Source organism: Cupriavidus numazuensis (assembly GCF_905397435.1).
Taxonomy (GTDB): domain Bacteria; phylum Pseudomonadota; class Gammaproteobacteria; order Burkholderiales; family Burkholderiaceae; genus Cupriavidus; species Cupriavidus numazuensis.
In genome coordinates, this window is record NZ_CAJPVI010000031.1 from 61554 (window position 1) to 85675 (window position 24122).

Annotated in this window: 23 protein-coding genes; 8 read left to right on the forward strand and 15 right to left on the reverse strand. The window is 56.6% G+C overall.

Annotated elements, in window-relative coordinates; all coding sequences use genetic code 11:
• Positions 1-48 precede the first annotated feature (48 nt).
• The 4 genes from KHO41_RS23310 (at position 49) to KHO41_RS23325 (ending at position 3613) form a co-directional block, all read left to right on the forward strand.
• The gene (locus KHO41_RS23310) at positions 49-798 is read left to right on the forward strand and encodes an AbiU2 domain-containing protein (RefSeq protein WP_211955646.1); all 750 of its coding nucleotides are present in this window, start codon (positions 49-51) and stop codon (positions 796-798) included.
• The gene (locus KHO41_RS23315; protein WP_244873988.1) at positions 788-1783 is read left to right on the forward strand and encodes a PDDEXK family nuclease; all 996 of its coding nucleotides are present in this window, start codon (positions 788-790) and stop codon (positions 1781-1783) included. The genes KHO41_RS23310 and KHO41_RS23315 overlap by 11 nt, the downstream gene beginning before the upstream one ends.
• A gap of 149 nt (positions 1784-1932) precedes the next feature.
• Positions 1933-2868 carry a hypothetical protein gene (locus KHO41_RS23320; protein ID WP_211955647.1) on the forward strand — a complete coding sequence of 312 codons (936 nt, stop codon included), beginning with the start codon at positions 1933-1935 and terminating at the stop codon, positions 2866-2868.
• 430 nt (positions 2869-3298) lie between these two features.
• Complete coding sequence (locus KHO41_RS23325) at positions 3299-3613, forward strand: H-NS histone family protein (RefSeq protein WP_211955648.1); 315 nt, start codon at positions 3299-3301, stop codon at positions 3611-3613.
• 372 nt (positions 3614-3985) lie between these two features.
• Here the strand turns inward: KHO41_RS23325 and KHO41_RS23330 are convergent, their stop codons facing one another.
• Positions 3986-5032: a hypothetical protein gene (locus tag KHO41_RS23330; RefSeq protein WP_211955649.1), complete on the reverse strand. Its 1047-nt coding sequence runs from the start codon at positions 5030-5032 to the stop codon at positions 3986-3988.
• A gap of 289 nt (positions 5033-5321) precedes the next feature.
• Here KHO41_RS23330 and KHO41_RS23335 point away from each other — a divergent pair, with 289 nt between their 5' ends.
• Positions 5322-5744, forward strand: a complete 423-nt coding sequence (locus KHO41_RS23335) for an NUDIX domain-containing protein (RefSeq protein ID WP_211955695.1) — start codon at positions 5322-5324, stop codon at positions 5742-5744.
• A gap of 284 nt (positions 5745-6028) precedes the next feature.
• Here KHO41_RS23335 and KHO41_RS23340 read toward each other — a convergent pair whose 3' ends face one another.
• The 5 genes from KHO41_RS23340 to KHO41_RS41925 form a co-directional block, all read right to left on the reverse strand.
• The gene (locus KHO41_RS23340) at positions 6029-6673 is read right to left on the reverse strand and encodes a HugZ family pyridoxamine 5'-phosphate oxidase (protein WP_211955650.1); all 645 of its coding nucleotides are present in this window, start codon (positions 6671-6673) and stop codon (positions 6029-6031) included.
• 121 nt (positions 6674-6794) lie between these two features.
• Positions 6795-7169 carry a PHA-granule associated protein 4 gene (locus tag KHO41_RS23345; protein ID WP_211955651.1) on the reverse strand — a complete coding sequence of 125 codons (375 nt, stop codon included), beginning with the start codon at positions 7167-7169 and terminating at the stop codon, positions 6795-6797.
• A 212-nt stretch (positions 7170-7381) separates the two neighbouring features.
• Entirely contained in the window at positions 7382-8128 is a 747-nt protein-coding gene (locus KHO41_RS23350) for a DNA/RNA non-specific endonuclease (protein WP_211955652.1), read from the reverse strand.
• An 86-nt stretch (positions 8129-8214) separates the two neighbouring features.
• Positions 8215-9003, reverse strand: coding sequence for a hypothetical protein (locus KHO41_RS23355; RefSeq protein ID WP_211955653.1), 789 nt, complete (start codon positions 9001-9003; stop codon positions 8215-8217).
• Positions 8934-9569, reverse strand: a complete 636-nt coding sequence (locus tag KHO41_RS41925) for a hypothetical protein (RefSeq protein ID WP_211955654.1) — start codon at positions 9567-9569, stop codon at positions 8934-8936. The genes KHO41_RS23355 and KHO41_RS41925 overlap by 70 nt, the downstream gene beginning before the upstream one ends.
• On the opposite strand from KHO41_RS41925, the gene KHO41_RS23365 reads away from it, so the two are divergent.
• The 3 genes from KHO41_RS23365 (at position 9568) to KHO41_RS23375 (ending at position 13710) form a co-directional block, all read left to right on the forward strand.
• The gene (locus tag KHO41_RS23365) at positions 9568-10839 is read left to right on the forward strand and encodes a trypsin-like peptidase domain-containing protein (RefSeq protein ID WP_211955655.1); all 1272 of its coding nucleotides are present in this window, start codon (positions 9568-9570) and stop codon (positions 10837-10839) included. The genes KHO41_RS41925 and KHO41_RS23365 overlap by 2 nt on opposite strands.
• An 8-nt stretch (positions 10840-10847) precedes the next feature.
• Entirely contained in the window at positions 10848-11585 is a 738-nt protein-coding gene (locus tag KHO41_RS23370) for a C40 family peptidase (RefSeq protein ID WP_211955656.1), read from the forward strand.
• A 559-nt stretch (positions 11586-12144) separates the two neighbouring features.
• The gene (locus KHO41_RS23375) at positions 12145-13710 is read left to right on the forward strand and encodes a DUF6035 family protein (RefSeq protein ID WP_211955657.1); all 1566 of its coding nucleotides are present in this window, start codon (positions 12145-12147) and stop codon (positions 13708-13710) included.
• Here the strand turns inward: KHO41_RS23375 and KHO41_RS23380 are convergent.
• From KHO41_RS23380 to eno, 9 genes are all read right to left on the reverse strand, one after another.
• Positions 13693-14565: a type IV toxin-antitoxin system AbiEi family antitoxin domain-containing protein gene (locus KHO41_RS23380; RefSeq protein ID WP_211955658.1), complete on the reverse strand. Its 873-nt coding sequence runs from the start codon at positions 14563-14565 to the stop codon at positions 13693-13695. The two genes, KHO41_RS23375 and KHO41_RS23380, sit on opposite strands and share 18 nt — an antisense overlap.
• Positions 14566-14829: 264 nt before the next feature.
• Positions 14830-15537, reverse strand: coding sequence for a haloacid dehalogenase type II (locus tag KHO41_RS23385; protein ID WP_211955659.1), 708 nt, complete (start codon positions 15535-15537; stop codon positions 14830-14832).
• A 4-nt stretch (positions 15538-15541) separates the two neighbouring features.
• Positions 15542-16891, reverse strand: coding sequence for an MFS transporter (locus KHO41_RS23390; RefSeq protein WP_211955660.1), 1350 nt, complete (start codon positions 16889-16891; stop codon positions 15542-15544).
• Positions 16892-17053: 162 nt separating this feature from the next.
• Positions 17054-17932: an NAD(P)-dependent oxidoreductase gene (locus KHO41_RS23395; protein WP_211955661.1), complete on the reverse strand. Its 879-nt coding sequence runs from the start codon at positions 17930-17932 to the stop codon at positions 17054-17056.
• 106 nt (positions 17933-18038) lie between these two features.
• Positions 18039-19418: a 3-oxo-isoapionate kinase OiaK gene (gene oiaK, locus KHO41_RS23400; protein ID WP_211955662.1), complete on the reverse strand. Its 1380-nt coding sequence runs from the start codon at positions 19416-19418 to the stop codon at positions 18039-18041.
• Positions 19415-20659, reverse strand: a complete 1245-nt coding sequence (locus KHO41_RS23405; protein ID WP_211955663.1) for a ribulose-bisphosphate carboxylase large subunit family protein — start codon at positions 20657-20659, stop codon at positions 19415-19417. Before KHO41_RS23405 ends, oiaK begins: the two co-directional genes overlap by 4 nt.
• Before the next feature lie 67 nt (positions 20660-20726).
• Entirely contained in the window at positions 20727-21557 is an 831-nt protein-coding gene (locus KHO41_RS23410; protein WP_211955664.1) for a phosphogluconate dehydrogenase C-terminal domain-containing protein, read from the reverse strand.
• 282 nt (positions 21558-21839) lie between these two features.
• Positions 21840-22562: a transcriptional regulator NanR gene (locus tag KHO41_RS23415; RefSeq protein ID WP_211955665.1), complete on the reverse strand. Its 723-nt coding sequence runs from the start codon at positions 22560-22562 to the stop codon at positions 21840-21842.
• 161 nt (positions 22563-22723) lie between these two features.
• Positions 22724-24013 carry a phosphopyruvate hydratase gene (gene eno, locus KHO41_RS23420; protein WP_211955666.1) on the reverse strand — a complete coding sequence of 430 codons (1290 nt, stop codon included), beginning with the start codon at positions 24011-24013 and terminating at the stop codon, positions 22724-22726.
• Positions 24014-24122: the final 109 nt, after the last annotated feature.

The window sequence follows — 24122 nt, forward strand, 5'->3', positions numbered from 1 at the left end:
AAGGGCTTCCATGGCGCTGTTGGAAAGAATCAATCCTAGAAGGAGATTATGAATCCGGGTGACGAAGCAGATTCGATGCTTGACCAACTCGAGGCCGAGGTTGAGGCGTTTCAGGAGGAAGCTGTCCACGCAGTGATGTTGCATGAGAGTTGGAAGCCGACTGCGTACGACACCGCACTCCATGAACGAATGGGTAACTCCTATTCCACACACACGTTCCAAATAATCCGGATGGCGCTCCGCCGGGAACTCATCTTGACGCTGATGCGGATTTGGGATAGCAACAGGAGCGCCCTAGGCTTAACGGCTGTGCGTGAGAGCTTGCGTAACGAAGCTTATTTCGAAGCATTGGTACGACGGCGCGCAGCTCGCCTTAACATGCGCCGAGACCCTGTAGAGCGTGTAAGGGAGGCGCTTGCTGACAAACGCGATGAAGTGAAGGGCATTGTAGAGAAATACATGCAAGGTGGCGTAGGCGCTCCCGTAATGGAACACCTGAAGGCGCTGCGAAATGAGCGGCTAGCGCATAGGCAATTGAAAACGCCCACCGAACCGGGGGCCAGGGAAGCGTCGGAGGAGAAAATCGAGGAGCTCTACCAGGACACGCTCAAAGCGGTGACTGTCCTGCTTTCTTTGGTCTCGGCGCACTATTTCGACATCGCAACTGACGCGGCAAATGTCTACGGACACCACGCGCGTTTTTTTTGGGCCGCTGCCCGCGGTGAGCGTACAGAGGGACATCCCAATTTCAGGCCGGCCCAGGTCATGGATAGAGAAGGGGGAGGGGATGTCGCTTGACATATCAAACAAGAGGATGCCGGAGGATGGCGCCCGACTAATCCAGGATGCGCTGGCCGAGCTAGGCTGGGATGCAGATGCTGCCGCAGTGGCCGAGAGTGTTCGTCGGCTAGACATCGGCCTTCCTGCTGAGGCCGAATTTTCCGTTATCTGCGCTTGGCTTGGCAAATGCGAGTTGCTTCACAAACTTGACCAGCATCAGGTTCCCCCCCGTTCAGCAATGACCTATCAGGTACCGGATGTTTTGGCCAGATTTTCTACGCAGACGAATCGTTCGCCGGTCCTCGTTGAGGTGAAGTCCAAGCAGGCCAATACGCTTTCATTTCAACCGGCATACTTGAAGCGGCTAACCGCGTATGCTGACTTGGTTGGAATGCCTCTGTTGATTGCTTGGAAGTTCCATAGCGTGTGGATGCTGTTCGAGGCGAAGCACCTGACGAAGGCAAAGAAGAACTTCAACATCTCACTTCAGACTGCTATGCAGGAGAACCTGCTAGGCGTTCTTGCTGGCGATGTCGCGTACAAAGTTGGCGCTGGCGCAGGAGTTCACATCCGCTTGCGAAAGGAGGAGTTGGTGGACGTTACGAAGACAGAGGATGGACGAACAGAGAGCTGGAAGATGGTTGTCGACGATGTGGCATTGACCGATTACCACGGCAAGCGTATCGAGGACGTTGGTATAGACGTGCAGGCTCTCTTTACCTCCTGGGATTTGGAGGAGACAGAGGAGCATACAAACGCGCATATACACATACACTCGGTTGCCGGCGACGACGGACTACAGTTTGCGTACACTGCGATGCAACGACAGTTGGATTTTGAGTCGCACGGGGATGGTCGACCACATTGGCGTGGATTGCTTCGTAAAGAGCAGGTGACCGCAAGCATCTCGAATTTCTCGGCAGCGCTGCAAGTGGGGTTCGAGAAGGCGATTGTTTCGCACATTTTTCATGTGCGCCCGACAACAATTCCAGACTTCCTGTGACGAGGGATAACGTATCTGGCAGATAATCAACTAGGGTTCGCGGACCAGATATTGTATTGAGCTTATGGGTTGTAGCGCTCTCCTGGGGTGAAGGATGGTTTAATATAAGCGGAAAAATTTTTGTTGAGAAAAATCTAACGGGACAGAATGTGACCAAGGCAGTTGACTACGTCGGTATCATCTCCGCAAATCTTCGTATGGGAACAACAGATTGGCTTAAGCGCGATTTGTTGTTGTACGACAAAATCGGCCTCCTTTCATTGGGTGGCGCTAAGTTGATGCTGCGCTCACACAATGATAGAAGCGCTAGACGTGCAGATACCTATGAGTGGTTGGAGGAACAGGGCGTGCTCTTTGAGGCACCTTATGATTACGACATCGCTCATCCTGAGGTGCGGTCTCTCATCGAACTGGCCGATGACTCTAATAAGAAATTCGAGTACGAGCATCCAAGTGACCCAGTTGCGTGGCGCCAAAGGAATGAGTCCGAACGAAAGCCATCGGAGGATTCGTTCCATCATCATTGGAACACCCACATATACTTGGCTCGTGCAGTAGCAGCGCAGATGAGGCTAAACGGAAATCCGAGGACATTTGCGCTTGTAAATCCACGCAAGTTTGCGCAAGAGCCAGCGACGCGTGAGCTAAAGCAAGTCGAATTGCGTAGATTGGTTATCGATAGTTTTCCGGAGATTGATAAAGATATTTCATTCGAGGATTTGCTATTGCTGCGAAAGGAGGATGAGTTTAAGGAGCGTTCCACTGCACTGCGAATATGGGTAAATAAGATAGCAGGTGGAAATTCTCCGCTTCACGAGATAGAAGAGGAGTATGTGCATCTACGGAATCAATACGAGCGATACCTCCAGGTGATAAGGGTTAGATATAGCCTTACTGGTATCGGCGCACTTTTTTTGGCTGCCGGCGAGATTGCAGTGGAAGCTGCCAAATTTAACGTTGGAAATGTTATCGGTAAAACGTTTTCGTTGTTTTCGACGCGCTCGGCGCTTGCGGAAGCGGAACTGAAGGCCCCAGGCCGAGAAGTGTCATTTCTCAATTATTTAGAGAAAGAAGTGACCTCTTGATGGAGGCGGGGAGATTCGCCTGGAATCGGGTGGAGTTGCTTTACACGACGCGGAAGAGTCCAGTTGATTTCATCCGGTAAATTTGTGAACCTGAAGGAAATTGCATGGTAGGCGTCGCGGGAGTATTCCGAAGAACAGGTAGTGCCTAAGGCCCTGGGGCAGGCTTTTGCAGCCTGGTCGGTAAGCGCCGGAAGCTCATCCGCATGAGCTTCGATGATTGCCAGCCACTTTGGGTACCGTTCGGCTGTCCAGGATTCGAAGCTTGGATGCAGTCGGCCGTTATTCAGTAGCCAGTGCCCAGCAACTTGAAACCCGATTTCCAGAGACTATTCATCTTTGCAACTGCCGTAGGGCTCTGTGTATCCAGACTGCCACTTTCAATGAACTGTCCGGAGTATTATGCGGGTTGAACCAACCCACATGAGAAAGCATGGCAACTTACAAGCAACTGATGGCCCAGAAGGAAGCTCTCGAGGCGCAGCTCGCTGAAGTGCGCGCAACTGAGGTTGCCAGCGTTATCGAGAAAATCCGTTCCCTGATGGCGGAGTTCGGCCTGACCGCGGAAGACATTGCCGAGAAGCGCCGCCGTGGCCGTCCTGCGGGCGCGGGCGCTGCCAAAGCTGAAAAGGAACCGCTCCCACCGAAGTACCGTGACCCGAAGACTGGCAAAACTTGGTCAGGCCGCGGCCGCACACCAGCATGGCTCGGGAAGAACCCGAATCGGTTCCTCATCGGTGAAGAGTAAGCCTTCGATGCCTCAGACGCCATGCCGATAGCGACGACTTCATACGCGTTTGACGCGAGGTAGAGCTTCTATGGCCTCACCTAAACGAGTCGATGCGTGGAGTCGGATAGCAGAGACCGACTTCGAGAGCGTGTTTCATCTGTTGCTCGGTCGGCTCGTCCATGCCATTGCTAGGCTGGACTTCAATGTAGGCTTGCAGCTTAGCTATTGGGGACACGAGGAGGACCCGAGTACTCGGGTCCTCCTCGAAACGGTAACGACTCAGCGCTGGTGCTGCCCGTAATTCTTACCTCTCAGGATACTGCTCCGCGTTATCGTAACCGCCGACATGAGGAAGAGGGCCGTCCTTTACTTCACGGTACACACGCAGGTCTACCGTGGTCTATTGCGCCAAGCGATGTCAACGTTCTCCGCAGTGTTTGCCTCGTGCAGGATACGAAGCGCATTATCCGAGTACCTCGGGTGTCGCTGGCTTCCAAACTCGAATACCATCACGTTCGCGGGGTCCGCATCGACGTTAAGGTGGTCTCGAAGCGCCTTGCATTTCGGGGCCGTCAACTTAAGCCTTTCCGCAAGGCTTTGAGGGCTAAGGTAGTACTTTTTCTGAAGGTCAACTTCGCGAATAGCCGCCGCCGCAGCTGGGTCATCGCCTGAAACAAAGCGTACAGGCGCACCTTCCTTCTTGGTGAACCGTACCTTTACTGTTGGACCTTCACCGGCAACGTTACTTGCTAGTGTCATAAGCCGGGGGAAGACGTTCTCGACCGGCGTAGCATTTCGGATGGCGCGCTCAATGCGGTCGATGTCGCGTTCAGACACAGCGATTGTGTCTGTCACATGCCCTTCCATTGCGAGCAAAGCACGAATTCGACCTCTCGCTTCATCCCGTGCTCTCTTCTTTGGCGCGAGTAACTCCGCGATTTGCCGGTACTCGCGGTCTATAAGCAGGTCGAAATCTTGCAGAGGCTGAGTCGAAATTGGCAACACCCGTAGCGGGAGGTGGTCTGCCAGCGAGTCGTCGAAATGCTCCTGAAGCAACTCGTCGATGGTGGTTATCAGAGCGCGGGCGTTCAGATAAAGGACATCCTCCGTGAGCACGAGCATCCAGTGTTGAGCGGCATCCCGCATGGCGTCGAGCGCGCGAATCGTTCCCGCTTGGCCCGCAGTGATGTAGCCAGAGGATGTCGCGACATTGAGTGCTTTCTCCAAACCAATGGATATGCCTTTTTCCTTGTCGAAGACGGGCTGAGACCGCTGAACAAGCAGAGCTTTAATCAGCATTTCGCTGCAGTGTTGTAGGTGAAGCAGTACGCTTTCTGTTCGACCATTGTCATCGTAGGCGTTGAAAATCTCGAGCCCGCGACGCAGCGATGCGAGCCCGTTCTGCTTGAGTGTTCGTGCATCGCGTTTGAGCTTCATATTGCTTTTCGAAAAGGCCTAGGTGGCCGCTGGAGGCGGAGTGTCGGAACGCCGGCCACTAGACCGGTCGCCTACGATTGGCTATCCACATTCTGCATATAGTTTAGCTGCCATGGTCCGCTTTGAGTGCGAAGGTCTCCGGAGTATTATTTGTGATACCCGCCAAGTTCTTACGTATTGAGGCGAAGTACGGAGAGCATCTTTATCCGGGCCGACGACTGAACAGGGACTTAGGCAAAGCCGTTCGTCGAGCACCCTCCGGGTGACCATCCCTGCAAGCTCATTGACGATGCCCATAGTAAAGCGTTCAGCAGGTCTGGTTGTGATGCGTCGATTCGACGGTGATTGGCGCTGTCTAGTCCTACGCGCGTATCGGAACTGGGACTTCCCGAAAGGGCAACCAGAGCCTGGCGAAGAACTACTGCAGACGGCATTGCGCGAGACCTTGGAGGAGACTGGGCTGTCGGAGCTGGAGTTGCCTTGGGGAGAGGACTATCGCGAGACCGAACCGTACGCGAAAGCAAAGGTTGCGCGCTTCTATCTCGCGCTGTCTCGCCAGGGCGAAGTGAGTTTGCCGGTCAGTGCCGAGCTTGGCAGGCCGGAGCATCACGAGTTTCGGTGGGTGCCGCTCGACAAAGCTGAAGAGCTCCTGGCGCCGCGCATTTGGTCGATGCTGCGCTGGGCGCAGTCCGTCGTTGTGAAGGCTGGGTGAGCCAGCTCTGCCAAGGCGTCAGGACATACTGCAACTACAGGCAACAATTTGCCTGTAAAGCGGGATTTTGGTTGTAGCGGGCAGTATGTTGCCCGTAATAGCGGGGCCTCTTGGCGGCGCAGAGGTTTCATGCGGTCGCGCACAGTCACCAACGTACCTAGGCGTTCCGCAGACCTAGTTATGATGCGGCAGTCCGGCGGACAGCGGCGCTGTTTCACCCAGCGCGCGTATCGGAACTGGGACTTCCCCAAAGGCCAGTCGATTCATTGGGAGGGGGCTGTCCTTCAGGTGAGGTCCGGTGCAATGGCCAAAGCAGCCTCCTTAGTGGCGTCGGCAGTCATCGGCGCGTTTGGAAGGCTCTGTCGTGTTCGGGCTCCGTTGACCTCGTAGTCAACTCCGTAGTAATCGACGCCAAGGATACGGATGCCAGGTCGCGACACTTGCGACATCTCGCCGACCAGATTGAACTCCTCCAGTTCTTGGAGTAGGGGCGCCGCATCCCAGTCGGCTCGCTCCACCCAGCCCATTCGCCCTACCCCGGCGATGAACCTGACCTTCGTTGGCCTCAATCGGAAGAACGCGAAGTCCAGCGCTAGAAGTTGCTCAGTACCGGGCTCATACCTCAAATAGCGAGCGAGAAGCGCATGGCTCGGCTCGAACCGCTCTGCGTCTCCGACAATCGTGAGCCGGCGGGCTGCTTGAACGTCGGTGGACCCAGGCTGGAGCACAGACAAACTCGTCCGCGAATCTGCAAGCAAATTCTTGGTGTGCTCGGCCAGTGCACTGATGCAGATAACCGGGCAATGAGCGTGGTCGGGTACATAAGGCACCACAGTTGCGTACGGGTAGCCAGGTAGGAAAGCCGAGTTGGTGGCAAGGGTGCCGTAAGCTGCTTCGTGAATCAGGCAGATTGCGTCTTCGATGAGCATCCGGCCTCCTATGCGTACATCGCGTAACAGCACGGCCACTTTCCACACGAGCAATCAGACTATGCGGGCCTGTGTCTGCGCCGCCTACTGTGAAGACTGTCCAATGCTGATTTGGGCAGGCTTACTCCGCCCACACTTCATCCACATCCCGCATCAGGTGCCCCGCAAGAATGTAGTCGCCAAGGCTGCATGCCTTTGCTTCCAGCGCCGCCAGGTCGTTGGCAGTCAGCCTGTCTAAATTGAACTCGCAGTACAGGTTTCGTTGCCGGAAAGTCTCCTTGGGGCGCTTGAGGCCGGCAACCAGCGCTGCGCGCGATTTGACCGCTATGCTTTCGTGCCCCCGATACTCGACGCGAATGCCGAGCATTTCACCAAGACGGCCGAGCTCAATAGCGTCCTGCCATCCTGACTCGTAATCCAATTCGACCGTGGTTATGCCCTTGGTGTCCAGTAGGCGCTGCGCTTCAATTCTGCTCTTTGCGCATGCTGTCGTCATGATGCTCCTTCATCACTTCATGTCGCGTAACCGCTTTTGTTGCGGTGCGGTAATTCGCATACGCTAACCGCTGCAGCGAGTTTGCGCAATTGCGATTTCCTGCCGGGGCCAAGCGCGACAGTGAAAGGTCGCTAGGTGGGCCAGAGGGCCCACCTAGCAACGTGGAAAGGCTTACCGATGACAATGAAATATCAGCATGTCTGGGCTGAGCGTCAATCTGCTACAGGGATGCCGGGAAGGAACTCGACGCCGGTTCGCTTGACAAGCTCACGATATGTAATCGGCTGCCCGGCGCGCGCTGAATCTGAATTCTCAATCCAGTGAGCCCATGCGCGATGGGTTGTCGCGTCGTACACGAGCTTGAACAAGTATTGCGGCACCCAGACCTGGTCTTGGCCGATGGTGGTGGGTGCGGCGGACCCAAACACTGGCCCCGTGATGACGTACACGTCCCCTTTGGCACGCAGGACGTACTTGCGAGTTGCCTTCTCGATGCCGGCCCAGCTCTTTCGATTGTTCTGCGGCGCCTGGGGCACCATGTTGGCGAGCGAGAAACTCTGTGCCATTGCCGTGGCATTCGGCATATCCCCGGCTGGAGCCATGTGGCCTCGGTCATAGCCGGAGCTCTTGTAATCATCGAGTTCCGCGCGTTCGGCTCGAGGCAGTCGAGCATCAGCAAAGAAGCGGTTTGTCCGTTCTTCGTCCTGGGCGTCAGCGACTTGCTCGGAATTCAGTCGCTCAGCCACATAGACCGGCGTTCTCGTTGTGCCGGAGTGCAACACGGCGAAAGCATCAAAGCACAGGGCGCGCGGCTTAAGGCTTTGGGCGTTCCGAACCTGTGGAACGACGCCTTTCGCAAAGAACCGTGAGCAACTTTCAAAGCCCGTTGTTGCATGAACGGGCACTGTGACGCCCAGGCAAATGGCAGCGGCTGCAGCCAGCCGTAAAACAAATTTCATTGATTGCTTCCTTCGGTTATCTAACCCATCCTGACCTGCAAGGAAGGGGCCGGAAGGATAGCACTCACCCGAAGATACTTCAGCAGTTAAGGCTGCGGACGAAGCATGACCAGTCCCTGGTTGCTTACCGCTACGACAGTGCCGTTATCTGACACAGCAAGCGCTGCCGTAAGAACAAGGCCCGCTGGGGCATTTTGAAGCTTGGTATTGAGGTCGACCACCGCACCGGACGACCAAAGGACGGCTTTCCAGGCACCATTTGCGGCCTGAGCTGTCCCCACAACATCGCCATTGAGATTGATGGCGACTGGCGTGGCCGACTTTCCTCCAAGGGTGCCGAGGTCCGAAATCTGCCCCGCCTGAGTCCAGATGAATGCCCGGACTTGCCCCGCACCGTTGAGAGCGCTCCCTATTACCTTTCCATTCTTGATGGCGGTTGCGAATGAGTGCTTTCCGCCCAGCGTGCCAATATCCCTCATGACACCGGAACTCCACCAGAAGGCGTGTGTGTTGCCGGACGAGGTCAATGAATTGCCCACCGCCTCGGTTCCTGATTGATTCACATTCGTTGCTACAGCGGCGTCGCCTCCTAGCGTCCCCAGGTCGGTTATGCCTTCCGCCTGGCCCCACCGGACAGCTCTCTGCCGACCCGGGCGGTCCTGTGCCCAACCTACGATGGCTTCACCGCCTTGACTGATGGCGGCAGCGGAGGACTCCTTGCCATCAAGTGTGCCCAAATCTGTCATCCCACCAGACTGCCAGCGAAAGGCGTGCTGTTGGCCGTTGCGCGTCTCAGAGTTGCAAGCTACATCGCCGTTAGCGCTGATTGCAACCGCATCGGAGTTCTTCCCACCCAAGGTGCCAAGGTCGAGCATCCCTCCGCTGGCCGTCCACAAGAAGGCATGCAATGGCCCCGACTGGCATGAGACACTTTTACGACCTTCCCGGCAGCATTTATCGCTTGTGCCGCAGAGTTCGCGCCGCCAAGTGTGCCGAGGTCTTGAAGGGAGGAGTTGGCGTAGGTGAATGCGTGGACTGCCCCACGGGAGGTCGTTCCGAATCCGGCAACTTGGCCGCTGCCGTTGATGCCGTCGGGTAGGACAGCGGACACTGGTTTGCCTAAGTTCAACGGAATGACACTATAGGCTGTCGGTCCGGTTGACAGGCTGAAGTCGTCGACCATGAAGCTCGCGCCACCGTTGTGGATTTCGACGCGCGCGATAGCAGCATTCTTCGACGTGACAGAGAGCAATTGATTTGTGACGCTCTCGTGCAGAGTGTGTATCTTAGATGTGGTCAACGAAAAGGTGAGGCAAGTCAGTGAGCGAAATCTTAACTGGCCATCAATTTCCCAATCGGCGGCGACAGTCTCTTTGCCACCAAGAGGTAGGAAAGTCGATTTTTCCGTTGAGCGTCGTTCCGAACGGAAATGGCGACTCATGGTTGCTTCGACATCGATACGCACAGCAGCAGTTGGCAATGGTCGAGCAAGTTTCCTAGAATTCTCGAAGATTCAGGATGCTGCCTCGATTGATGTCATAAGCGCTAACTGTTGTGGACAAAAACGAAAATCGATGAAAAAAATTAGAATAATAGTTGCGTCGTTCGTATTTATTTCTTCAGCGACTATAGGTGCGCAACCGACTGACTTTAACTTGGCCGATTCCTCCGCAACATTTCATGTCGTTGTGTCTTGGGTTGACGAGAATGGAGCTCATTCGACAAGCGGAACGGGGATACGTGTAGCGCCGAAAGGAACAATACTTACAGCGGCGCATCTTTTCCCAGAGTCCTCTTCTATTTTGTCCGAGAATGGAAAAAAACGCATTGAAGTCGTAGTAAATATTTCTGGTCCTGGCGTGCCAATTGTCCAAAAGCATCTTCGATGTGAGGTGATTCGCGCAGCGCGCATAGCTTTTTGCGACAATCCAGACTTGCGGTCGAATAATGTTGTTTCTGTCGATTGGGGCTCAGCCCCATTCGAACAACAACAAGTTTGGATACGAGGCTACTCGAAAGGCGGGCCGCTGAAAGGTGCCCGGGGGTTCGTTACGTTACCAGGGAAGCCTATAACCGCAACGGACGCACTTCTTGCGATTGGTTACAGCGGTGGGCCCGTCTATTACAGCAAGAAGGTTATAGGTCTTGTTGAGGATGGCGAAAAGGTTGCGGAGATTAATGATGTGACGACAATGGGTTTGGGACGATTTGTCGTCTTGTCAGACGTCAAGAAATTCATTCCGGAGGCACGGATGAAGTCCATCACCAATCCATTCGCTGATGATGCTATTAAGGCATATGAAAAAGATATGGAGGGAAAGGCTCCATTTATGCCGATTGGCATCCCAAACCGTTACTTCGGAACGGATAAGGACGGGCGCCTTTTAGAGTATGAGTCAATTGGTGATGCGAACCCTCCCAATACTCTTTCTCTTTCGTATACCGTCAATGTTACGGCATCAGCGCATAATGGTTTTTCGAAAACCCGCACCCCTTATCGCATGACATTCAAGCCACAGCCTGGCTTCAAGATTGTAGGGTATCAGGTGGAAAAGCTGAGCGTTAATGGTCTGGTTAATGAAAAGGGTGTTATTCATGCCAATGGCTCTTCATTGGATTATTCGTTTGAATTAGAAAGCGGGCCTGTTTATGACCGCTTTCGGGGTTGGATGAAAGCAACCGTGTCGGTGCAACAAGAATTTGCTAAATAGGAGGGGGTATGAATCGCAGAGATTTTTTGGCCGGAGGTACATCTTTTTGTGTTTCTTTGAGTCTCACCGGAAATTCCTTCGCGCAAACTACACAAGGTGAGGATGTGGACTATGTCGATTACGTCGCTAGTCCGCCGCAGGCCTATCAACCCTATGGAACGTCGCCGCCCTTGGCCGCGCAAATAGAAAAATCCAAAAAGCTGATGGAGAAAGCCCCAGAAGCGACGACACCCAGTGATGTATTGAAATATTATGAGACTCTTCAGGATAGAAATGAACATGGTGAGTTATATAATGCTGCATGGGCAAATGAATGGAATCCGGTTATAGTGGAGTTCTATCACTCAACTAGTCTGCCAAAAGCGCAAATATATTCTCAAGGTGACACGATTGCTTGGTGTGCCGCTTGTTTGAACTACGTTTTAAACCGGCTCGGAAAGCAAAGTACGGGAAACGCAATGTCTGGAAGTTTTAGGCTCGGAAAGGGTTTGGGGAGTGAAACCGAAACGCCAAAAATTGGAGAAGACATTATTGTATTCAAGCGGTCCACTGGGGTTGATGTCGGTCACGGGCATGTGGGTATATACATGGGAGAAACTGATGCTCATTATCTTGTGCTAGGTGGAAATCAAAAAGCCGGCAAGAGATACTCCTCCATAAACACGACTCGCATCCCGAAAATCGGCGCAGGGCTTAAGCTTGCATCTTTCCGAAGCTTCGCCTCGATACCGAATAGGCGGTCGTAGCACTTCTTCCACGCGATAACTGACGCGGCGATGGCTACGAGAGCGCTTCCAGGTGGAGTGGAAATAGCCTAGGGGCGTACTTTGGCGCGGCCATTTACTAGTAGTAAGCAATGCCGGGTGGTAAGCGCCAATCGCAACCGAAAGATTCCGTCTCCTGCTAGCGTTATCGCCGTCTAGGCCTTTCTGCACGGGCAGAAGGCTTAGCCACGGTCGAAGTTGCACCATTGCCACGATGAGCTGTACGCCGTGTCAGCAGGCGCCTCATTAGGTGGGCACGGCTGGACCGCGGGCCAGAGTCGTGCGCGCGTGCCGGAATTGGGACTTCCCGTAAGGGCTGTCCGAACCTGGCGAATAGCTCCGGCAAACCGCGCTGCACGAGACCACCGAGGAGACGGGGTTGTCTGAGCTGGAATTGCCCTAGGACGAGGACTATCGCGAGACCGAGCCGTATTCGAAGGGTAAGGTTGCGCGCCTCTATCTAGCGCTTTCTCCCCAGGGAGAAGTGCACCTACCGGTCAGTCCTGAGCTAGGTCGGCCGGAGCATCACGAGTTTCGATGGATGCCCCTGCAGAGAGCTCAGGAACTGCTGTCGCTGCGGCTCTTGCCTATTCTGCTATGGGCACAGGACACTCTCGGGACGGGATACAACTATCATCGACACATGGCCGCTCGCACGATTGACCTTGTCTACGACAATCTCAACTATGCCCAGGTCACGGCGGAATCCGTGTTGGATGGGGATGAAGCCCACAAGCATCAGCTGCGGCTCGAGGACGAACTCGTAAGGCTCGAAGACGGGCACCGTCGCTATACCTGTCTCTATTGCTTGGAGCCGTTGAGCATCCGTGGCTCGACCGACCGCGTCTATCACTTCGCACATCCCAAGAACCCGGGCGCTGAGTGCCCATATCGCTCGGGCTTTTCGTTGTCGCAAGACGAGTGGGAGGCACTACGGTATAACGGCAGCAAGGAATCAGAGGCACACCGCCAGGTAAAGGCCTGGGTTGCAGAAAGCCTACGCGCTGACCGTGATGTGGAACTCGGGTCCGTAGTTGAAGACAGCCGGATGCAGAGTTGGCGTGACCGCTCGAAATGGCGGAAGCCGGATGTTCGTGGTACTTGGAAGGGCAAGACGCTCGTATTCGAGGCGCAGCTATCGACCACCTTTGTGGCGACCATTGCCGCCAGGCGACAGTTCTACTTGAGCGAGGGGGCGTTGCTCTTCTGGATTTTTCGTGATTTCGCCCTCTCGGAGAACGAGATGCGATTCAGCGAACGGGATGTGTTCTACAACAACAACTGGAACATCTTTTCTATTGACGCAGAAAGCGTTCAAGCGTCGCGTCAGAGTACTGAACTGAAGCTGTGGTGCCGCTGGCAGCAGCCGGTCGTAGATGGCATGGCCATCCGGTACCAGTGGCACAAGAAGTTGGTAGGCTTTTCCGAGCTCACCCTAGATTTCGAGCGCCAGCGCGCCTTCTATTTCGATTTCGAGACGGCGCTGAAGGAAGTGCAAACCACGTTGATGGGCGCAACGGCTGCAGCGTTTCATGAGGCAAGACGCGAGCGGCGCTTTGGTCTGCCGGAGCACGGCGTTTTACGGCAAGAGATTGCGGGCGATGCGGAGCTGGCCAAATGGCTCGGGCTTGAAGCTCGTTACGACACTATGCCTAGCGAAATTGAAAGGGCGTGGCTCGCCGCTGATACGTCCGACCGCTTCAGTATGCGCCGTGTTCAGGACTACGCTTACAGTGTCCTCGCGCCGTACCTCCGGGTGGCATGCCAAACGGCCCCAAAGACGTTGCAGGGCCGAGAGGACCTTCGGACCATCCTCAGTGCGCTCATCTCCCTTCGGTTGGGCCGCGTGGTTGGCAGCCGCTCAATCAACCTCAAGCATGTCGAAGATTCGGTGTTCCACTCGGCATTCGGCTACTACGGCGTGTTCCGCTACGCCGCGGGAGTCTACGGGCGTCAACGTGACATCGGCTACGACATTCCGAATTCCATCGCCACTGAGAATGCTCGCATACACGTGGCGCGCAAGGCAGAGAATCACGACGTCGTTACTCGAGATTTCGACAGAGCATTCATGATTCTTTTCCCGGAGCTAAAGCCGGCGCGGTAGTTCGTCGGGGGTGGCCGCCCGGCGGCTACCAAACGATTGTCCGCGCGTATTGCTCACAACACTTAGTAGCTGTGCCTGGTTGTCGCCATACTGAACCAGCCACTTTTCGTCGACACGCCTTTTCGCGCCGTTGGAATCCTGCTGTGGTTCCAATGGTTGGACGGTACGTCGTTGTCGTCGCTGCAGCAGCCAGCTTTCGACGGCAGCGGCTAGTTGGTCGTGTCCGAGTCTAGCGAGAATGAAGGCCAGGCGTTGCGCAGCGGAACATTGTCCAAGCGCTCGCAAAGCGTCTCGGATTCCCGCCGACGTCATTTCCCCTGCTAGGTCACACACGACGCGCGCCACTACCTGTAAGCCACCGTAGGCGGTTTGGTGGCGAATTAGGTCAAGAACCGTAGCTTCCCGCGTGCTCACCCGAAACGGAGCGACAGGACTCCGCTCAAGTACGACCGGGGTGTTGCCAATGGTCTTCTTTACGACGAATTCGATGTGATATTTGCCGACACTCAGTGTCCTGCGCGGTCTACTTACGATGACCTGCGTGCGGTGGCATGCGTGATGGTATGAGCCCCAGAAGCGAGCGGCTGAAAGTAGCGCTAAGTAGTAGCCAGGCTCTTGCTCCCACATCAGGTCGTTGAGCCACCAATCCAACGGTGGAGCACCATAGAGACCATGCTCCGGTGGAATGATTAGCCACGTCGAGGGCCGTCTTTGCGCCATCACGATTTCGCCGCTCCTGGCCAAGCGAAGCAGGGCCACTCGAGACGCAGCACTTCCTGGCTCGCGGCCAGTGCGTAAGGCGAACTCCCGCTCCTTGAACACATACCGCGAGCCAGCCGAGACTGAGCTGAGCATTTCTCTGGTTCGTTCTGCTACGGAAAGTGGGTGAGAGTTGGCGGCGCTACTCACGGGGCTGGGAGCCGTGTAAGTAATGGCCCATGTGTAGGTCCCTCGTTCAGTCTTGCAACTTACTCTGCACCGGCTAGACGTTCAAAGGCGCCCTGCCGCAATGGAGTCAGTCGGTCCGCGGAAAAAGATGCCCGCCAATAGGCGGGCATGTTTCAATTCAGAGAACCCTGATTGCAGGGCAGCGGACCGCCAGGAGGCGGTGCCGCTGTCCTAGCAACCAAGCTTATCGGCAAGCTCTTCAAGGCTGTTGGCACAGACGTCCCAATCGGCTTCAGGTTCCAGGTCAATCTTTTGCTCAGGGCCATGCTCAGTGGGCCGCGTGACGAACATGGTTCGCAGGCCGCACGCCCGTGCTGCAAGCAAGTCGTCGTTGTGGGCAGCGACGAGCGCGACTTCCTGCGGCGCCAGTCCGAGGACCTTAGCCGTCTCAATATAGGACGCAGGTTCCGGCTTGTAGGCGCCCGATACATCTGCGCCCAAAATCGCATCCCAAGGGAGCCCGCCCCACTTTGCGAGCCCGACCATCAGTGCGATGTTGCCGTTCGACAGAGTTCCAATAATGTACTTGGTCTTCAGCCGGTGCAGGCCCGACACTGAATCAGCCCAAGGTTGCAGGCGACGCCACGCGTGATTCAGGTGCTGCCGTTTTTCCTCGGATACGTTTTGAATGTCCCACGCCTTCAGCACCTTGTCGAGATTCTCGCGGTGGAGGTCGTCAAGTCGCGTGTACGGCCGCTCTCCGCTGCGGCAAGCCTGCATGGCCGGCTGATAGAGATTGCGCCAGTCGTCGGCGAACTTGTAGCCATCACCGGAAATGCCTTGCTGCCCCAAGAACGTTTCGGCCTCCTTCGCAATACTGGTTCTCCAATCTACTACCGTGCCGAAGACATCGAACACCAGGGCTTTGATTTCTTGCATCTCCTTACTCCGTTGGTTTGTTGCTTGTGGTCAGGTTCGCAGGAACCTTATAGATGAGAACAGCTGCGATAACCCATAGCGTCGAGAGGATATACAGCGCGGTATTCGGACTCTTTGTCAGGTCACGGAGGTATCCGACCATATACGGCGCAACGAAGCCGGCCGTCACTCCAAGCGAGTTGATGAGGGCGATACCAGCTGCGGCCGCCGCGCCCTTGAAGATGGCGGTCGGCAACGTCCAGAAGAGAGGAAGAATTGCCATGACTGCTGCCGTCGCGAGGGTGAGAGCGAAGAGCAGCTTAGCCGTATCGCTTTGCCAGGTTACGCAGAGCAGGAAGCCGGTCGCACCCATCATGCAAAGGCAAATCATATGCATCCGCCTTTCTCCATGCTTGTCCGAGTGTCGCCCCATCAGCATCATCGTCGGAATAGCGGCCGCGTAGGGAATTGCAGACAGCAGGCCCACGAGCAACGGACTCTTGATGCCCGATTCGTTCACCAGCGTCGGCATCCAGAAGAACACTCCGTACATTGCCATCACGATGAGGAAGAGAATCGAGCTCAGATGCCAGGTGCGCAGATTCTTGAACGCGCTTCCTGCAGATGTAGGCGCTGCGTGATACTGCTCCTTATCCAGCGCCTGGTGCAACGCCGCCTTTTCATCAGTGGTGAGCCATTTTGCGTTATCGATTCGGTCATCGAGGTAGATAAAAACGACCGCGCCGAGCAGCACCGCGGGTAAGCCCTCCAAGAGGAACATCCACTGCCATCCGGTAAAGGGTGCCGTGTTGGCCATTGCCGTCATGATGTAGCCAGATACCGGCCCACCGAAGACGCCCGACAGCGGCGCTGCAAGGTAGAAGATGGCCAGAATGGCACCACGCCGCGACGACGGATACCAGTGCATCAGGTAGTAAATGATGCCGGGGAAGAAGCCAGCTTCAGCGACTCCGAGCAAGAAGCGCAGAACATAGAATGAGGTCGGTGAGTTTACAAAGAGCATTGCTGCGGAGAGCAGGCCCCAAGTGACAAGGATTCGGGCAATCCACTTCCGCGCGCCGAGCCGATGAAGTATGAGATTGCTCGGTACTTCCGCGAGCACGTATCCGATGAAGAAAATCCCCGCCCCAAGGCCGTAGATGGTATCGCTGAACTTCAGGTCAGCGACCATTTGCAGCTTCGCGAAACCGACGTTTACTCGGTCCAAGTAGGCGAACGCGTAGCAAAGGACCAATAGGGGTAGGAGCCGCCACGTCACCTTCTTGTAGACGTTCGAAAGCTCTGTGTGTGATGCAAGGGCGCTATCGCGCCCCGCGGCGGGAACCGCCTGAACTGTCTGGGACATAGTCTCCATCCTTCGCCTCTGAGGGCAGGTTGGTGTAATGGTATAATCAGTACATCATCATGGAGGTTAACGCAAATCTGACCGTTAACCCTTTAGGGCATCCCCTAATTCAAACCAAGCCATGGGGAAACGAGTTAGGACGTCCCCCTAGGCAATAAGGGCGCCGGAAAATTAGGCTTGTCCCGCCCTGCGCGCTGCTGCGCGCGATAGGGCCGCCCAGTCCATGTCTCCTTCCCCGTGTGCGAGGCTATCGATATGTGCGTCGCGCAAGACGCTTGCCATAAGCAGGGGGACGTTGACCTCTTCGGCGGCGCTCATGGCGAGCTTCACATCCTTGAGGCCAAGCGCGAGTTTGAAGCCAGGCGGCTCAAAGCTTTCCCGTGCGATTGCATGACCATAGTTGCGATAGGCTGGCGCATCGAACACGGTGCTTGTCACAAGTTCCATGAAATCAATTTTCGAAACACCGTAGGCGGCCGCGAGCGTGACTGCCTCGCCCATCGTTGCGATGGCGCTTCCAATCATGAAATTGGCGGCCAGCTTTGCCACGTTTGCCTGTTCGGGCTTCTCGCCAAAATGCCAAATGCGCTGGCCCAGGACTTCGAACAGTGGCTTGATAGTCAGGAGCGCATCCGCAGCACCTGCGGCTAGGATGTTCAACTGGCCCACTTCGGCAGCATTGACCCGGCCGAGTACCGGAGCGGCAACGTAGTGTCCATAGTGCTGGCGATGCAACTGGGTCAACTCGCGCGAGAGTGCGACCGATACCGTACCCATGTTGATGTGTATCGCACCAAAAGCCAATTCCGCGATGACGCCCGATTCGACGATAGCCGCCCGAGTCGTTGCATCGTCCGGTAGCATCGAAATCACGACGTCAGCCTCGCTGGCTGCTGGAGAGGTACTGGTTGAGGTCAGGCCTCCTGCAGCAACAAGGCGCTTGGTTTGCTCGATGGATTTATCAAAACCTGTCACCTGGTGGCCAGCTTTGACCAAGTTGATTGCCATCGGAAGGCCCATCGTACCGAGGCCAAAAAAGGCTATTTTCATTTAGTGTCTCCGTTGCCCGGCGGCCGCGACGCTATTGACGCCGCGGCTAGGGCACTTTGGTCGAAAGTCAACGCTCTTCGCTCACGCTGTTTGCGTGTGGGCCAATTCAGCTACCCGCTAGGACGCTTCCAAAAAACTGCTCATTACCCATCTGGCCACCCTTCAGCACAATCTCGAGGCCATCACGCTGGGGTAATTCGGACCAGGCTTGGCATAACGGGGCGCCCGGTGTGAGCGGCGCTTTGACCGATAGCGCCGTGATGTCCAGGGCGCTGGCGACGTCGCCGGAGCTATCACCGCCGGCAACTGCGACGCGACGCAGCTTGGTGCGGTCGGTTGCGTCCAGAACACGACGCATGCTCTGAGCAAGCGCATTGCTGACCCTATTGGCAGCCTCAAGCCGAGAGAGGCCTGCTTGGTTTGCCATTTCGCTGAACTGGAGCACTGCGGGGTCGTCTGGACCCTTGGCGCTGTAGATGATAGGGCTGACATTGATGGACAAAGCCTGGACTGCGGCCGACGAGACACGCTCCACTTCTTGCCCTGCGGTGTCGTTGTCCAAGACCTTCTGCACGTCGAGCCTGATTGTGCCGAAGCCGTTCTTCTCTGCCCATTCGAGCTGCCTTGCAGTGACTGGCGAGCAGCTCCCGCTGACACCCGCAATAACAGGAACCGGTCGAGCCTTCTCCAACTCATACTCGCTCGGAATCCAGCCGCGACTACGCCAGTACGCAGTCAGGGCATATTGCAAACCGGATGACGACGCAGAGAAGATGCCATCGCCTCGACCTTCCCAGACTAGCTCACCAGCTGCCTGCGAGGTCGCCTCATCCACTACGTCGATGAATACGGCTGGAGCGGCCTGGGCACTTACTGGCGCAGGAGGCGTTGCGTTCCCAGAGGACAGTTGCACGAGGTCAACCAGTTCAATTGGGCGCTGCGTCTGCTGAGCGAGATGCTCCCTAAGGTCGGACTCCGACATCGGGGTGACGGGATGCCGCGACATGGTCGGATGTCTATCCAGTCGATAGCACTGCCCATCGACCGCAGCGAACAGATTCCCAAATGCCTGGTAACGCTTAAGTCGCGGAACTCCGACGACGATGGGCACCCATGCTCCACCTACGGCCGTAGCGCCCACGTCGATTGCCTTCCCTATTGAACCGACAGTGGGGGAGGAGTCGAACGTCGAGCAAACCTTGTATTGCAGAATGGGGGCGCCGAGCTTTCGCAAGCTTTCAAAGGCTCGAGGCAGCTCTGCCTCCATCCATGCGGGCCCTTTGCCACGAGAGGCACCAGCAAGCCCAACACATCTCACGCTGGGAAACCGCGCGAGCATCTCAGGCGTCGGACTTTGGAAAAACAGCATGGTCGGGATACCCGCAGCCGTCATCGCCTCCATGGCATCCGTCGAGCCTGTAAAGTCGTCGCCGTAGTAGGCGAGTAGCAGTCCAGGTGGAAGCTTGGAAGACACCGAGGATGTCATTTCCAAAACTCCAGTGCTTGGCCCAACGCGGCGGAACGCTCAGCTTGCTGTCCCAAAGGTGTGCCGCTCATGGCAGCGGCCCAAGCCTCTCGCAGAGCTTCTACGCCAGCTCCAACGCCGCCGGGGTGCCCGAAAATCCCGCCACCGACCGTATGAATCAGGTCTGCGCAGCCGAGTGCCGCAAAGGTGTCTGCCGCTTGCAAACCGGTCTGGCCAGAGCTGAAAACGGGCATAGCAGTCATCGGTGCTTCCGGCATGACTGGCGCCAACACCGACCTGGCAGCGGCGATAACGCTCTCGTCGGACTCGCTAAACTTGTTCCGCAGCCCGTTGACGTGCAGATGGTCAGCACCAGCCAGACGCCAGATTTTCTGCCACGGTGCGTATTCCCAGCCCAGAGCCGGACTGCGGGTCAGATAGCCCCAACCTGCGCGGTGAGCATGGATGGGCAACTGCGAATGCTTACGCAGTTCGTGCAGGCCAATGATGCCTACCGAGTTCAGACACACCATGACGCACGTTCCGCCCTCTGCGAGAACATGGTCGTGTCTGCGCTTCATTTGGTCGAGGTCACCGGTGAGGTTGAACGCGACCATGGCTTTGCGACCGGTTCGCTGGGCCGCTTCGTTGACAACCTGCATGACAACAGATACTCGGTCGTCGAACGGACAGTAGCCGCCATCGCCTTGCAACTCATCGTCCTTGATGAAGTCGATGCCGCCATCGACCAGCAACTTCACCTGTCGAGCAGTTTCCTCAATGGACAAGCCCACGCTGGGCTTGATGATGGTGCCGATGAGCGGCCCCTCGGAGATGCCGGCCAGCTTGCGCGTCCCTTCGATACCGAAGGCTGGGCCTGGATAGGCCTGAGCGAACTCATGCGGCAGCTGCAAGTCCAGAAGCCGGAGGCCGGAGACCTGCTTGAGTTCGAACAGGTTGCCAGCGATGGTCGACATGAGATTGGGCAAGGACGGGCCCAGGTTCTCAAGCGGCCAGGAAATGGTCAGGCGGCACCGATGGTACCGGTCGCCCTTCATGCCACCCGGCAGGCTGGGCGAAGACACGGTCTCCAGTACTTCGATGTTTTCGACGCGTGCGCCCGAGCGTTCTTTGAGTTCAGCAGTTTCCGTGGGCAATGCTACAAAGGTTCCACTGGACTGCTCGCCAGCAATGGCTTCGGCCGCCCGCTTGGGGTCGTCTCCGGTTTCCAGCCAATAGGTGGCGTAAATGCGATTACCCACGTTGACTCCTATACATTGGTAGGGCTGTCAGGGGTGCTGACAGCGCTTAGAAATTGCGAGTCTCAACTCAGGTAATGCGGCGGATGCTGTCAGCGATTTCGTGGCGGTCAAACACCTTCAGCCAGTCATCGCGCATCAAGCGGGGCTTTCCGAACTCAATGGCCTTGTTGCATGCATCTGAGAAGGCACCGGGGATTTCGTTAAAGATGACCGCGCCCAGAATGTTCATGTGTCCGAGCAGGAAATCCCGCGCGGCCTCCCGGGGTACGCCGCGACGAACGGTCTCGTCCATCGCGTCACGCATGACCTGGAGGAGCGTTGCGCAGATGGTCTCTGACAGGCCCGGCTCCAGAATTGCCATCTGCTCGACCGTCAGGCGGTAGGAACGCAGGATAGGCGCATAGATGACCTTCGCGACTGCCTCGCCAAGGTCGAATGCCTCTTCCGGACCTTGCATCAGTGCGCTCGTAATCGACTGCTTCGCGGCGCCACCACCAAAGTAATCCCGACGTGCTTCCGGCTCCGTCTCATCGTTGTAGATGGGCGGATGGCAGGGGTGAGCGACGAAGTAGGTGAGGTCTGGGCGGTCGGGCAGATGTCCAGCGAAGGGAGCTGCGGCATCCAACGTCATGACCATGGTGCCGGGCTTCAGCTGCGGAGCGATTTGAGCAGCGACCTTGCCGATGATGGTGTCGGGAATTGCCAGGATGACGACATCGACGCCGTCGAGTGCCTCGTCCGTGCTGACGCAGCTGACGCCCAATTCGTCGCGCAGGCGCTTCTGACCCACTTCGCTCGGCTCGACATGGCTGACGCGATAGTCGGATTTGAGCAGGTTCTTCGCCAGCCGCACGCCCATTTTTCCGCCGGCGCCAAACAACGCAATCTTCTCTGTCACAACAAGTCTCCAGTGGGTTCACTTTCTCAAGCGGCCTGCCGCCGTGGTTTGTGCGGGCCTGCTAAAGCGTCCATGCCCGTATTGGCATGATGGTGTAATGGTATGATGAGTATGCCAAGACGACAAGGGCCGTTTATGTGGCGTTAACCCTTATGAGTGATGGAGGGAGTACTTAGGAGGCGGATGCCCGCTCAGATATGAGCGGGGAGGCGTTAAGGCGCCTTAAGGGGAGAGGAATCTAGGCAGCAGACAGCGAGCGAGGCGAACCCTTCGGACTCAAGCCTAAGAGATGTCTACCGTGCCGGAAATCGCCTTGTAGAGGGCATTTGCTCTCGTGAGGTGGTCTTGCATTGCCTTGGCGGCAGCCTCGCCGTCATGCTTTGCAATAGCATCAACAACCCGCTGATGTTCCTCCAGGGTGAGGTTTTCAACGCCGGGCGCCCGAACAATCCCTCGATAGTATTCGCGGGCCCACTCAAAGAGCGCCTGCACGATGGCGGGAAAAATTGGATTCCCGCTTATCCGTGCCACTTCGCGGTGGAACGCCATGTCGCGCGTGAGGAACTCTTCCGGATTGCTCGTAGCCGCGCGTTGGTCTTCGATGCGAGTTTGGAGAATCTCGATGTCGCGCTCCGTCGCATTGGCGGCGGCAAGGCGAGCCAGTCCACATTCGAGGAAAAGGCGCGCGTCCTTGAGATGCGCGAGGGAATTTGGACTCGACCTAAGCAGGTGTTGGGCACCGGCTCCAATCTGCCGCATTAGATGCTCGGCGGTAGGAATCACGACGCGCGCGCGCTCGCCGTGCGCAATCTCAATAATGCCTGCTCGCTCGAGAGACTGAAGAGCCTCGCGAATTGCAGGCCGACCCACAGCGTAGTACTCCATGAGGTCGCGTTCAGCTGGCAGCTGCTCACCAGGGGGGATTTCCCCGCTTCGAATCCTCTCTGTCAGTCGCTCGAGTACATCCTCGAACAGCCGCCTACGTTGGATGGGCTCAGCAGCCATAGGGACTCACCTTTCATGTCATCATGCCAGAAGATGAGATGATATCAGTTAGATAACTGCCCCTTTCTGGGGCAGTTATCGCTACATTCCGTGGCCAGTGGTACGCACCTGGGCCGGCCCGGTTAGCGGCGGGCAGGCCGAATAGCCTGCCCGCCGGCACGTTACAGCACGTTGTAAAGAGCGCTTTTGCCGGGATAGCTTCCTACTTCGCCCAGGTCTTCCTCGATGCGCAGCAACTGGTTGTACTTTGCGATTCGGTCCGAACGCGACAGCGAGCCGGTCTTAATCTGGCCGGCATTGGTGCCCACCGCGATGTCAGCGATGGTGCTGTCCTCCGTCTCTCCCGAACGATGCGAAATCACGGCGGTGTAGCCGGCTCGCTTGGCCATCTCGATGGCGGCGAACGTCTCGGACAAGGTGCCAATCTGGTTAATCTTGATGAGGATTGAGTTGCCGATGCCTTTCTCAATGCCTTCCTTCAGGATTTTGGTGTTGGTCACGAAGAGGTCGTCGCCCACCAATTGCACGCGGTTACCAAGCTTCTCGGTCAGGACTTTCCAGCCATCCCAATCACCCTCGGCCATGCCGTCCTCGATTGACACGATGGGAAACTTATCGCAGAGCTTCGCGAGGTAGTCCGCGAACTGGGTCGACGACAGCTTCAGACCTTCTCCCTCCAGGACGTACACACCCTCTGCCTCGTGATAGAACTCGCTGGCGGCACAGTCCATTGCCAGTAATACGTCTTCACCCATGCGGTAGCCCGCTTTTTCGACCGCTTGGACGATGGTGTTCAGACACTCCTCGTTGGACGAGAAGTTGGGGGCAAAGCCACCCTCGTCGCCCACGGCGGTAGACATGCCGTGGTCGGCAAGAATCTTCTTCAGTGCGTGGAAGACTTCGGCGCCGCAACGTAGGGCTTCGCGGAAGCTCTTCGCAGACACCGGCATAATCATGAATTCTTGGACGTCCAAGCTGTTGTTGGCGTGCGCTCCCCCGTTAACGATGTTCATCATCGGCACCGGCAACTGCATGGGGCCCGAACCACCAAAGTAGCGGTACAACGGCAGGCCGGCGTCTTCTGCAGCGGCCTTGGCTACGGCCATCGACACGGCCAGCATGGCGTTTGCACCCAGGCGGCTCTTGTTCTCGGTGCCATCCAGTTCAATCAGCGTGCGGTCCAGGAATGCCTGTTCGGAGGCTTCCAAGCCCATGATGGCTTCGGCGATTTCTGTGTTGATGTGCTCGACGGCCTTAAGCACGCCCTTGCCCAGATAACGGCTTTTGTCGCCGTCGCGCAGTTCGATGGCTTCGCGCGAGCCTGTGGATGCGCCGGACGGCACGGCGGCACGGCCCATGACGCCAGATTCGAGTAGGACGTCGCACTCGACGGTGGGGTTGCCGCGCGAGTCGAGAACTTCCCGGCCGATGATGTCTACGATTGCACTCATTGTTTGACGAAAAAGAAGTTGGTGGGCGCCGCGTAGACAGTTGCTACGCGAGCGCTATGTCCATCATTTGCATCCAGCAGCGCTTGGGCGGTCCAAGACTGTATGAGCT